Consider the following 11,602-nt stretch of genomic DNA (forward strand, 5'->3'; position numbering starts at 1 on the left):
TGTAGCGGGCGGCGTGGGTGTCCGCGGTGACGGCAGGCCCGTTGCCAGACCGGCCTGTCCAGCCGGTGCCCACCCGTTCCGAGGCAGCCCGGGCAAGCGCCCGGACACTGCCGGAGGGTGGCTGCGGAGCTTGCCCGAGACACAGGCCGGTCCCCCGGTCGCCTCCCGCTCCTGGCCGCTGCTTGCGGCTCGCATGAACCAGATCCGCGAACAGGGCGGCCCCGCCTTCCTCGCCGCGCACCTGGCCCGCCTCACCACCGACACCTCCCGGGAAGGGGCGTGGAAGGGAAGCGGCGGCGGCTCGGCCGCGGCCGGCCGTCTCGTGGACGCGACCCTGAACGCCTTGACGACAGCGCCCTCGGCCCCGGCCGCGCCCGCTCGTACGCACCGCAGCCAGACAAGCTAGTTGACTCAGCTGAGCGATTCGAGGTCGTCGGGCGTGCCGTCAAGGGCAGGACCACAGCCTGCGGGAAGGTGCGAAGCTACGAGTTCCACGGCCTCATCGGCAGTAACAGGGCCACCGATCTGTTGCCGCCCCGAACCGCGCGGCTCATGCAGCCGACAAACATGGAAGTGCCGTTCGCCGTCGTAGGGGAAGATCGAGGGCAGGTCTTGCGACCAAGGGAAACGGGTGCACCGGCTGAACTGCAGCGATCCATGGCTGACCAGCGGAAACAGAGCCCGGAGGGAAGGGTTTGCGTATGCCGCCTCTACCAGGGCTTTGTCGATGAGGTTCGCGTCCATGTCCCGCACGACCTGCCACTTGGCTGCCACAGGGTCTTCTGATGCTGTCCCGAGTATGTCCTTCTCTGCCATGCTCCGACGTTAGCTGACTCTGCAACGGCTGGTTCGCAGGCCGCCGTTCGCCTTCCTTGCTGATGAGGCGCTGCCTCACCGGAACCGCATCTACCACCTCCGTCAGGTAGCTCCCCTTAGTAGCATCGGCCACTCCGGCGGCACCTCAGCCGCAAGACAGAGCAGATCTCAAACACGGTCTGAGCTTGTTCTTTATCTTCCAGCCCCGTCCAAGCACGTGAGCGTCGTCGGGCAGGCAGCGGCCGGGGCAGGGCACGCACGCGGGCGTGGGCTTGGCGCGGGCCCGAGCCACCGCCTGCCCGGCGCCCAAACCCGTTCGAGGTAACGGCTGCTGATGCCCCGGCCAGCCCCCCGCCGCATCAGGCCGCCAGTGCTTCGCGAAGCGTTGAGGGCTTGAGTCCGAAGGTGTCGCGGATATTGCTGTCGTCCACGACGAATGGGCGCTCGGACATATAGCTCATCTCGGCGAACTCGCGCCAGAGCGGATCGGTGAAGGACAGCAGCGCCATATCCCGTTCGGTGAGCGGCTCCAGCCTCGGTTCGGGCGCGCCGTGGAGGTCGGCGAGGTCGGTCGCGGCCTGGCGCAGGGTCGTGGTGATGACCGGAGCGTGCCAGGCCCGCCCCCAGGTCCGCTCGTCGCCGCTGACCGCCACCAACGCCGCTGCGACGTCCTCGGTGTACGAGAACGAGTGGGCCGCATCGGGATTGCCATGGACGAGGGCCAGTTCGCCCTCGCGCACCCGGGGCGCGACCAGCAGCGTGAAACCTGAGACTGCGCCCGGGCCCAGGTACTGGCCGGCCCGCACTTCGGTGACCCGCAGCCGGCCCCGGTCGTGGGCATCCTTGGCCTGCCGCCACAGCTCGGCCCTTACCCGGCCCTTCCGGGTGTGCGGGGCCATCGGGGTGCGCTCGGTGACGGGCCCGGTGGTCTGCTGGTAGCCGTAGTGGTTGCCGAGCATCACGTAGTCGGCTCCGGCCCGCTCGGTCGCGGCGAGGATCGAGGCAAACAAGGCAGGCATGGTCTCTGGCCAGCTGTGGTAGGCGGTCATGGCAGAGTTGAAGACCGTGGTCGCTCCGGCCAGTGCCTCGGCCAGTTCGTCAGTGCGGCCCGCATCCAGGGCGATCCGCTCGATGCCAGGGTGATCAGGACCACTGCCACTGCGGGTGATGAGGCGCACCTGCTTGCCGCTGTCAGCCAGCTGCCTGGCGGTAGCGACCCCGGTCGCGCCTGCTCCGATGACGACTGCTGCATCCATGACGTTGTCTCCGTATCCCTCTGGACGGGACGCTTCCCCGATGGGGGAAACGCGGTTCGCGGGGGCCCTACCGCTTGCCCAACTGTGCCGTGTGGACGCACGGTAGGATCAGTGGCCTGAAAGCCACGAGATCCAAGGATCTGGCCATGCATCGTGTCGCTGTCCTGGCCGTCCCCGCGGTCAAGCCCTTCGACCTGTCCATGCCGTCGACACTCCTCGGCGCCGCCGAACTCAAGGGACGCCCCGGTTATGAAGTGACGGTGTGCACCGCCGCACCGGGCACCGTCTCCGCCTCCGGCGGTATCGAAGTGGTGATTCGCCACGGCCTCGAAGCGGTCGCGGCAGCGGACACCGTTATCGTTCCCTCAACCGCCAGGCGGCACGACGCCGAGCCGGCCGTGCTGGACGTCTTGCGGGAGGCCGCCGACGCGGGCAAGCGCATTGCCTCGATCTGCAGCGGCGCCTTCGTCCTCGCCCAAGCCGGACTCCTTGACGGTCGTGTCGCCACCACCCACTGGGCCCTTGCCGAGGAACTGCAGCGTGCCTTCCCCGCGGTGCGCGTGGACGCCGACCGGCTGTTCGCCGACGACGGCCCGATCATCACTGGTGCGGGCTCGGCTGCCGGCATCGACCTGTGCCTGCACTTGATCGGCTGCGACTACGGCGCGGCTGTGGCCAACACGGCTGCCCGCGCCGCCGTCGTCACCCCGGTACGCCACGGCGGGCAGGCACAGTTCGTCCAGACCCCGCTGCCGGCCGAGACCGACTCCTCCTTGGACGCGGCCCGCATCTGGGCACTGCAGCACCTGGACCAGCCCATTTCTCTGCACGACCTGGCCGGTCAGGCCAAGATCAGCGTGAGGACCCTGACGCGCCGCTTCACTTCCGAGACGGGCGCGACCCCGTTCCAATGGCTGCTCCAGCAGCGACTGTTGCGGGCCCGCGAACTGCTGGAGACCACCGACCTCACCGTCGACCTGGTGGCCAGCCGCAGCGGCCTCGGCTCCGGCGAGTCGCTTCGCCAGCACCTGAGCCGCCAAGTCGGCATGACCCCGGCCGCATACCGCGGCGCCTTCACGCACCGTCCGCGCGGAAACACTGCTCGATAATCGTGCGTGACTCAACCTGGACGGGAGTGTCACGGGTGGCGTACGCCGCCGCCAGGGCCGGAGACGGCGCCGTCCCGGTTCCGGCCGCCTGGAGGCTGCCGTCGGCCGGTACTTCACGAGAAGGGCTCCATGCCGGGCACGGAGGAGAGCAGGGCCCATGCCGAGCAGGTGAACCTGTGCGCTGTGCTGAAGGCCTTGTTCGAGGCCAAGATGATCGAGCCCTTTCATGGGCGGCCGCACGCTCTTCCCGTCAGCGGTACGCGTGCGCCCGGGCTGGAGCCCGCGCCCCGCACCCCGGGCCGGAGTCCCCGCGCGGGCGCGGGTTGGAGTCCGTGCCGGGCTGGAGCTGGAGTGCGCCCGTGCTGGCGCTCGTACTCGGGCCCGGGCTGGCGTCGGCGCTCGGGGGCGGGGGCTTGCACGGCGGCCTGGGTGCGTTCCGGAACCGCGTTCCGACGAGCCGACACCGAGTCCGGCTCACGCCTGCAGCTGCTCGGCGCCCTTCCGGCTGAGCCAAGGCCACTACCGGCCGCCGGCTGCTGGACCTCGCGCTGGAGCTGGAGTCCCTACTTGGGGCTGGCGTTCGTACTCAGGCCCCAGTACGCGCTCGGTTCGCAACTGGCGCTCGCGCTCGCTGCGTAACCTGCGTCGAGCTGAAGCGTCTCGGCGGGTGTGCTGCGGCCTGCGTGACGGCTCCTTTGGGCCGGTTGGACGGGGAATTCGGGTACGCGGCTGTCCACGCTGGGCTGCGCGCGGACCAGGTTTCCGGCGAGTGGACGGTTCGTGGTGGGTCAGGCGCGGTGGCGGGTGGTGAGGAAGGCTGCCCATTCGTCGGCGGACCGGGCGATGGAGTCGGCTGTCGCCTTCTGCTCGGCGGCGAGGTCGTGCCATCGGCGTGCCTCTGCCCGCGCGAGGACGGCCAGGGCCGCAGGATCGGCCGCCGTCCATCCCGGCACCCGGCACGCCCACTGCCACGCCTGCGCGGGAGAGTGCCCGCCGGTGGAGACGAGCCGCATCCCCCATAGCGCGGTGTCGATCCAGGCCGGACCGGCCGTGGCCCACGACCAGTCGACCAGACGCGCCCGGCCACCGTCCTCCACGAGGACGTTCGTCGAGGCCGGGTCGGTGTGCAGCAGCTGAGAGCCGGCCAGCAGCTCCCGATGAGCGTCGGCGCAGTAGTATCCCCACCGATCCCAGGCCGTGGGCAGCCGTACCCCGGGCGGCGCGGGCAGCGCTCCCAGCTCGGCCAGGGCCGCGGCGACCGCAGCGAGGTCCGGCGAGCCAGGTACGAAATCCGGGTGCCTCCCCCGGATCCCTTCGAAGGCGAGAAGGTGCCAGCCGTGCCCGGCCAGCCGCCACAGGACCCGCGGCGCGCTCGCGGGCAGAAAGGGGTTCACCGCCGCTTCCAGGTCCAGCTCGTCCACGGGCGACCAGTCGGGCCCCCACCACGAGTCGTCCTGTACCAGGTCGCCCCCGGACACGGGGACATGCTCGCGCTGCCCCTTGACGAAGACGCATGCCCCCGATTCCAGGTCCAGCACGGATGCGATTGCGGCGGCCGCCGAGTGCTCGGCGTCGCGGGCCGTGTAGCGGGAGCCGAGACGCTCCCCGACGGCGGCCATCACCGCCCCAGGAAGCTGCTCCCAGCCGATGCGCCCGGACGTCACCTCAAGGCCCCAGGCGGCGGCCGGTGGTCCGGGGGTGCGGGCGGGTTCTTGTCCGGCGTGACGGGCCCTGGCGGACGCCCAGAGGGCTTCGGCGTCACTGGTCCCCTCGGCGGCTTCCTTGCCTCCACGATCGTCATGCCCAGCAGCCTAGCCACCAGCCGCCAGTGAGACGGGGGTTCGCCATGAAGCGGCCGATTACGGCCTGCCCGCGCACGACAGGACCCCCGGCGGGAGTTGGCAGCGTGCGGGCCCCGCTGCCGGCGCCCGGGTCGGAGTCCGCACACGGGCTGGAGCTTGCCCGCGGGCGGGAACGGGGCTCATCGGGTGCCCGTGCTGAGGGTGCGTTGAGGGCGGCGCCATGGGAGTTCGGTGGCGGTGACCCGCCGCGAGAGCCGGGTGCGTTCGTCAAGCAGCATCTGCCCGGTGAGCGCGCAGGCGCTGACCACGTACTTCCTGTTCCTGGAGCTGCGGACGTGACCGGCAGGGTGATCAGGGCGAGTGACATTAATACTCACCGCGATTGATCATGCAGAGACACGGCCCGGCGACTCCCGAACACAGGGCGAAACGACTCCCGTTCACAGGCTCTGGCTCAACTTCTGTGGTGACGCCCTCGCGCCCGATGCCGTGGGGTTGTGACCACGGCATACCAGCAGGTCAGCGCGCTCGTCCGGCCCAGGCGCCACACGTGCGACCTCAATTCCACAGAAGTCGAGCCAGAACCCGTTCACACCCTCCACAACCAAGCGGGTGATGGTGTCGGCGATGCCCCGCGAGCTGGCCAGGCACACGCCGTGGCAGGCGAGCTCCAGCAGCAGCCGCCCGAGTGCGGCGGCGAGGAAGGAATGCGCGCACGGCTCCCCGTCGTGGTCGTCTACGGCGGTGATGGGGATGAAGACGCGCGCGGCGACGTCCACGAGCAGCCGGTACAGCTTCTCCGGGCCGATGTCGTCGGCGACCGCGCCGGCGGTGTCGATGTCGCTGGTGTGCAACGCCCGGATGTAGGCGAAGGCGTCGGCGACGTCGTCCGGCTGCATCGGGGCGAGCGGCGCGGTGACGGTGTTCTCGGGCATGGGTGGCTCCTCGTCTTCGGGCCGCCCCGCTGATCGCGGCGGCCTCAACAGGAGCCTCCAATGGCGGCCCTGTGGACAGAGCCCGGCCGCTGAGGGGGGAGAACTCTCCCCCCTGCTGTTTGTCCTGTGCCATCGAACCTGGACCGTTTGCCACTGAAGTTGGACAACCAGCGGTTTTGGGACAACGACGTCGGACCGGTCCAGAGTCCGCAGTTCGGGCTACGCCTCAATGGCGGGTGAATCGGACTGTTTGGCGACCGAGGTGGTCCCACGGCCGGGAGGCCCGGAATGATCGGGGTATGGACACCGCGGATCAACTGGTGAGGTCGGCGAGTGACGGGGACGTGATCGAGGTAGCCCGGCTGCTGGAGCAGGGTGCCGTGGTGGATGCGCCGAACCGTGACGGGCGTACGGCGCTGGACCGGGCGGTGGAGCAGGGGCATGCTGATGTTGTCCGCCGACTCGTCGGAGCGGGGGCTGATCTGGAGCAGCGGGCGGGTGAGCACCAGGAGTCGACGCCGCTGTGCCTGGCGGCGAGCCAGGGGCACACGGCGGTTGTCGGGGTTCTTCTCGATGCTGGTGCGCGCACCGGAGCCCAGGGCCGACTGGGCTACGTCCCTCTGGTGCTGGCAGCCACGACAGGCGAGGAGGGACATCCGCAAACAGTGGAGTTGCTGCTGGACCGCGGGGTGGACATCAACGCGGTGATGAAGCACAAGACCGCCCTGGACTGGGCGGTCGGGTTCGGACAGGAAGAGATGGTGCGGCGCCTGCTCGGCCGCGGCGCCGTCCCCTCGGCCCAGACCCTGGCCAGCGCTCGCGAGCATCTCGGACGTCATCCGGAGCGTCAGCGAAAGAGCGAAGGCATCGCCGCCGCCCTCCTTGCCGCAGACGTCGCGCCCGGCACGGGCCGAGCATCCGGGACGGAAGCCAGGAATCTGGCGTAGCGATCGCTCTCGGGGCACCCGCCTGACCCACCCTTGCTGTGGTCGTCCAACTTCAGTGGCAAACGGTCCAGGTTCGATGGCACAGGACACTGTTGATCACGATGCGGTCACAGCGGAGAAGTTCTTGCAGACCGGCGTCACACGAAGGCCCAAAAACGGACCTGTAGAAAGTGAATGGCGGGATAGGCCCGCCCCACCCTCCAGGAGCGCCCTGTGGCGTACACCGCAGACGAGCCCGTCGCGGCCCTGGTGGCCCGGGCCGCACCCCGTACGCCCGAACGTACTCTGGGGGTCGAAGCCGCCGGTACGGCATTTCGCCGGCGGCTTCGAGCTGAGGCCTGTCTCTCAGCGGTGTGAAGCCGGGTTGGGGGGTGCAGGGTTGGCCTCTGATGGGTGCCGAGGCCAGCCCTGCGGGATCACCTTGAGGGTGGCGGGGGTCAGCTCACGTCGATGGCGTTCAGGATCGCTTCTTCGACGTGGTCGGCGGCGTTGCGGTGGCCGAGGGTGTTGGGGTGTACGAAGGACGGCTGGCCAGAGGTCGTGAAGATGCCTTCGACCCACTTGGTGTCGTCGCAGACGCTGTGGTTCCGCGAGGAGGCGTAGAGGTCGACGAAGCTGGCGGCTTGCTGGGTGCCGGTCGCGTCCCGGATGGTCTTGTTGAGGGGTTCCAGGACGTCGGTGCGCAGCCAGTCAAGGTCGCCCTGGGTGATCGTGTAGAACTCCGTCGGTTGGCCGTAGCCGCACTTGGAGGTGTCCTTGGGGATGACCGTGGGGTAGCCGACGGCCAGGATCTTCGCCTTCGGGCCGCGCTCGTGGAGCACGGTGAGCATCCGGTCGTAGTCCTGGCGCACGTTCTTCAGCCGGGCGGGGATGCCGGCGGCCAGGGCGTCCTTGCACGGGGTGCCCGCACCTCCCTCGCTTTCGCCGCCGAGCGTCATGCACTGGTTGAGGAGGTCGGCGAAGCCGAGGGTGTTTCCGCCCACGCCGACGGTGATGACGTCGGTGTCGGCGCCCACCGCCGCGGACTGGGGCGGCACCGCGGGGAAGGGGTAGTCCGGGTCCTCGGAGACGGGCGGCAGGTGACGGCCGATCGGATTCTGGGGTGTGTCGGTGACGTTCTTGATGGTGGCGGCGCCGCAGCTGACGTTGGTCAGCTCGAAGGCACCGCCAAGGTCCCGGTCGATGACCTGGGGGTAGGACCGGTCGGTGCGCTCGCAGCCGTCGCGAGGGATTTCGAAGGTGTTGCCCGCGGCCTGGATGACGCCGGCGGTGTAGGAGTCGCCCAGGGCGACCCACTGCATCTCCTCGGCCGCGGAGGCGGGCTGGGCTGCGACGAGCTGGGAGGGAAGGGCGGCGGCGGTGAGGGCTGCGGCGGCGCCGAGCTGGGCGAGACGGGTACGGAAGGGTGCCACGACATCTCCAGGGTGGGGGGCGACGATTCCCCTCGACCATATGCGCAGAGTTATCGAAGATACGCAGAATGTTACGTTACGTATTCTTTTGAGGCACTGTCAGGTGGTGCTCCCCCGCTTCTCTCCCGCGGTCTGGTATGGGCGCTTTCAGCCCCGACCCCAGATAAGGATCGTGGCGACATCGAGCGCAGCCTGGTAAGCAACGGCTAGCTTGCAGGTATGTATGGCCCGGCCACGCCACTGTCTGAGCCGGTTGATGCAGCGCTCGACGACGTTGCGCTGCCGGTACGCAGCCGCATCGAAAGCCGGGGGTCGACCACCGGCGCGATCTCGCCGCAGTCGGTGGCCCACCTGGTCCGCCGATCTCGCCAGCTCTTCCGCGGCCACCATCGCCGCCTTCGAGCGTGCGGACGACAGCAGCTGGAGCCCCCGGCTCGAAGTGCGGGGATTTGCTCTTTCCCTGGCGGAGTCCACTGCCCAGATGGGGCGCGGCCTGACCCGCCTCCCCAGGCCCGGCTTGAAACCCCTCCCCGCACCGTTCTTGGTGCGGGGCGGCCTGTCGAGCGGTGAAGCTTCGATCCATCTGCACTCTGCGGACCGGGTACGCAGTCGATCTTGGTGACAGTTTCGCGCGGCGAAGTGACGCCTGAAGTAGCGAGGCACAGGTGGTGGCCGGAACACGGTAGTGGTCACCACCTGCTCGCAGTACTCGTCCCCAGCTCCCCCCGGCTCACCTCACCGCCCATGCGGGTGAAGATCAGCACTCGAACCGCATGATTTCCGGGCCACCGCGCCGGCGAACCAGGTCATCGTCGGCCGGGAGCACCAGGGTGACGAGAACGGGCGCACCCGGTACAAGTGCGCCTCCGTGCAACTGGGCGGGAAGGCATGCACCGTAGGCGAGCTCCTGTGGAGCGATCCGATCAAGGAGAGCGACGGCGTCGAGTTCGTCGCCCCGGACGGCAAGGTCATCGTCGGCCGGGAGCACAAGGGCGACGAGATGGGCAAGACCCGCTATTGCTACGCTGACCTTCTTGCCCCGTCCGGCAGCAAGCTGACCGTCACCCCCGGCGAGTGGACGGCCCTCGAGCGGGAGAACAGCCACAGCGCGCAGGCCCCCGCCGACCACATCCTTGTCGGTCGGGTGCACCAGGGCGACGAGCGCGGCCGGACCCGGTACCTCTTCGGCACCGTGAAGTAGCAGCCGACCTGACCGGCATCCCATGGTGCCCGCCCCCGCCGGCCAGGGGCGGGCACCGCTGCATTCGGTCGGTAACCGGTGGCGCTGCGAAGTGACATCTATCGCTGCGAGTTACACCTCGTCGGCTGGAGGCCGTGCCCGCCCGCTGGAGGGTTGCACCGGAAGGGGGCTGGAGGCCCCCTCCGAGGCAGACTGAAGACCGCATCGCCCTGAACGAGGCCACACGCTCGCGGAGCGGTTTCTGAAGGTGGCGCGGCGCATGGCGAAGGACGTTGCGGCCCTTGGCGCTCGCGGTGTGCGTGGGCGGGCGGGACCTGGGGCCGCAGTACGGCCGGGCCGCCGTGGCCGGGCAGGCGGCTGTGCCGCGGTGACGAGCGGTCAGTGCGTGGTCGGGCCCGGGCTGGCGGCGGCCGGGGGAGCGGGGTGGGGGTCCAGGCCCCCGCGCCCGCGAAGGAACGCTCTGCGGACAGATGCAGGGCCCGGCGCCGGTGCTTCAGGGGGCGCGGCAGGCCACGGTTTCGACATCGAGCACCCGGTCCAGTGGGAGGTCGAAGCGCTGGAGCCGGACGGACTCGTGGGCGATGCATCCTCACGCCTTCGTCGTGGCGGACGCGGACGGGCACGGCGTACTCACCCACCTCGGCATCGACACGGTCCAGCTGAACGGCGAGGGCTTCGAGCTGCTCGTCAGCAAGGGCGACATGGTCAGGCGAGGGCAGCCCGTCATCCGGTGGGACCCGTCCAAGGTCGAGGCCGCCGGTAAGTCCCCGATCAGTCCGGTCATCGCCCTGGAGGCATCCCCCGAGCAGCTCTCGGGCATCGTCGAGAGCGGTGAGACCACCGGCGGCGGAGAACTCTTCACCTGGGAGTGTCCGCTCTGAAGCGCACCCTCGCCAGAACGCCTTGAGCTGCCATCAAGGAGACCGGACCGAGCAGCGGGGCATCGGCGCCAAGCCACGCAACACCCGTGACCTGTGACAGCGAACCTGGTCCGATTGCCATCGAAGGTGGACCGAACGCATTTCGTGACAGCGAAGGTGGACCGCCACAGGTCAGGAGTGCAGGGCGGGCCCCCACCGCAGCATGGTCACTCAGGTCTCGACCCCCCCGACGAGCCAACCGGCGAGGGGTAGCCCGGTTCACCCCAGGGGCCGGACGGCGATGACAGCCTCGGTGCGGACACGCTCGTCAAACAATTCGCCGTCGGGACCGAAGGCGTTCAGGGCCTGTCGGAGGTCACGTTCGAAGTCCGGCCGGCCGGGGCCGAGTGCGGCTGGGCTGGTGAAGCTGTAGGAGAGCTGAAGCCCGACGACCTCCTCCACGCTGCGGTGGACCGTCCGGTCCCAGTGGACCTCCTCGATCCGGGAGAACGGCGAGCGGAGCAGGACCTCCTGGTGCCGGATGTCGGGATACCCGGCCGGACCGGAGCCCCGCAAACGTTCCGGGTCCAGATGGCGCCGGCGGACCTCCTCGACCACGGACAGCCAGGACGGCGGTTCGAGGTCGTCGTGCTGGGCTCCGCAGGTCGCCAGCACCACCGCACCCTCAGGTTCGATCAGGATGTCCAGGTCGCGCAGCAGCCGTTCCCGGTCCATCCAGTGGAACGAGGCGCCCATCACCGTCAGCAGCACCGGACCCACGTCCATCGCGAGCAGCATGTCGGAACTTCCGAGCCGCCAGTCGATGCCGCTCACCCCGGCCTGGGCGGCGAGCCGGCGGCCCTCGGCGAGCATGGCAGGCTCCGGATCGACGGCGATCACCTCCCGAAGAAGGGGGGCCAGCGGCAGCGTGAGAGCCCCGCTGCCCGCCCCCAGATCCAGCACCCTCTGGGAGCCGTCCAGGGAGAAGCGCCGGCCGAGCAGGGCGAACAGACGGGGATCGTACGCGGGCCGGAACCTCGCGTAGTACGGCACCGTCGAGGCAAACAACCCACCAGGCGGAGGCTTCACTCCTCCACTCTCCCACCTCTGCGCTCTCCGGGAGCCCAATGAGCGTCTGCTCAGCCACCATGATCATTCTCAGCGTCAACCACTGTCCGCCCACTCACGGCCGAGGGGCAATTAGCTGACCTGCGGCGGTCCACCTTCGCTGACACGAACTGCGTTCGGTCCACCTTCGATGGCA

General features: G+C 69.6%; 10 protein-coding genes and 2 pseudogenes. 5 read left to right on the forward strand and 7 right to left on the reverse strand.

Annotated elements, in window-relative coordinates:
* Window positions 1-130: 130 nt before the first annotated feature.
* A complete protein-coding gene (locus tag ACGFXC_RS36605) occupies window positions 131-406 on the forward strand; it encodes a hypothetical protein (protein ID WP_393719259.1) in 276 nt (91 codons plus the stop codon).
* A gap of 5 nt (window positions 407-411) precedes the next feature.
* Here ACGFXC_RS36605 and ACGFXC_RS36610 read toward each other — a convergent pair whose 3' ends face one another.
* Complete coding sequence (locus tag ACGFXC_RS36610; protein ID WP_393719260.1) at window positions 412-816, reverse strand: DUF6193 family natural product biosynthesis protein; 405 nt, start codon at window positions 814-816, stop codon at window positions 412-414.
* A 359-nt stretch (window positions 817-1,175) separates the two neighbouring features.
* Window positions 1,176-2,072, reverse strand: coding sequence for an NAD-dependent epimerase/dehydratase family protein (locus ACGFXC_RS36615; RefSeq protein ID WP_393719261.1), 897 nt, complete (start codon window positions 2,070-2,072; stop codon window positions 1,176-1,178).
* 146 nt (window positions 2,073-2,218) lie between these two features.
* Between ACGFXC_RS36615 and ACGFXC_RS36620 the strand changes: the two genes are divergently transcribed.
* Window positions 2,219-3,181 carry a GlxA family transcriptional regulator gene (locus ACGFXC_RS36620; protein ID WP_393719262.1) on the forward strand — a complete coding sequence of 321 codons (963 nt, stop codon included), beginning with the start codon at window positions 2,219-2,221 and terminating at the stop codon, window positions 3,179-3,181.
* A gap of 788 nt (window positions 3,182-3,969) precedes the next feature.
* Here the strand turns inward: ACGFXC_RS36620 and ACGFXC_RS36625 are convergent.
* Both ACGFXC_RS36625 and ACGFXC_RS36630 read right to left on the reverse strand, forming a co-directional pair.
* Window positions 3,970-4,800, reverse strand: a complete 831-nt coding sequence (locus ACGFXC_RS36625; RefSeq protein WP_393719288.1) for an aminoglycoside phosphotransferase — start codon at window positions 4,798-4,800, stop codon at window positions 3,970-3,972.
* Window positions 4,801-5,423: 623 nt separating this feature from the next.
* Window positions 5,424-5,918 (reverse strand): hypothetical protein, encoded by a 495-nt coding sequence (locus ACGFXC_RS36630; RefSeq protein ID WP_393719263.1) that lies wholly within the window; start codon window positions 5,916-5,918, stop codon window positions 5,424-5,426.
* Between the two features lie 299 nt (window positions 5,919-6,217).
* Between ACGFXC_RS36630 and ACGFXC_RS36635 the strand changes: the two genes are divergently transcribed.
* Complete coding sequence (locus ACGFXC_RS36635) at window positions 6,218-6,865, forward strand: ankyrin repeat domain-containing protein (RefSeq protein ID WP_393719264.1); 648 nt, start codon at window positions 6,218-6,220, stop codon at window positions 6,863-6,865.
* A gap of 437 nt (window positions 6,866-7,302) precedes the next feature.
* On the opposite strand, the gene ACGFXC_RS36640 is transcribed toward ACGFXC_RS36635, so the two are convergent.
* Both ACGFXC_RS36640 and ACGFXC_RS36645 read right to left on the reverse strand, forming a co-directional pair.
* Entirely contained in the window at window positions 7,303-8,277 is a 975-nt protein-coding gene (locus tag ACGFXC_RS36640; RefSeq protein ID WP_393719265.1) for an SGNH/GDSL hydrolase family protein, read from the reverse strand.
* A 147-nt stretch (window positions 8,278-8,424) separates the two neighbouring features.
* Window positions 8,425-8,637 (reverse strand): annotated as a pseudogene (locus ACGFXC_RS36645) (IS5/IS1182 family transposase); the annotation flags it as partial.
* Between the two features lie 508 nt (window positions 8,638-9,145).
* Between ACGFXC_RS36645 and ACGFXC_RS36650 the strand changes: the two are divergent.
* Both ACGFXC_RS36650 and ACGFXC_RS36655 read left to right on the forward strand, forming a co-directional pair.
* Window positions 9,146-9,478: a hypothetical protein gene (locus ACGFXC_RS36650; protein ID WP_393719266.1), complete on the forward strand. Its 333-nt coding sequence runs from the start codon at window positions 9,146-9,148 to the stop codon at window positions 9,476-9,478.
* A 460-nt stretch (window positions 9,479-9,938) separates the two neighbouring features.
* Window positions 9,939-10,359: pseudogene (locus ACGFXC_RS36655) on the forward strand (PTS glucose transporter subunit IIA).
* A gap of 258 nt (window positions 10,360-10,617) precedes the next feature.
* Here ACGFXC_RS36655 and ACGFXC_RS36660 read toward each other — a convergent pair.
* The gene (locus tag ACGFXC_RS36660) at window positions 10,618-11,391 is read right to left on the reverse strand and encodes a class I SAM-dependent methyltransferase (RefSeq protein WP_393719267.1); all 774 of its coding nucleotides are present in this window, start codon (window positions 11,389-11,391) and stop codon (window positions 10,618-10,620) included.
* Between the last annotated feature and the right edge of the window lie 211 nt (window positions 11,392-11,602).

The sequence above is a fragment of the Streptomyces sp. NPDC048507 genome (genome assembly GCF_043199995.1).
Classification (GTDB): domain Bacteria; phylum Actinomycetota; class Actinomycetes; order Streptomycetales; family Streptomycetaceae; genus Streptomyces.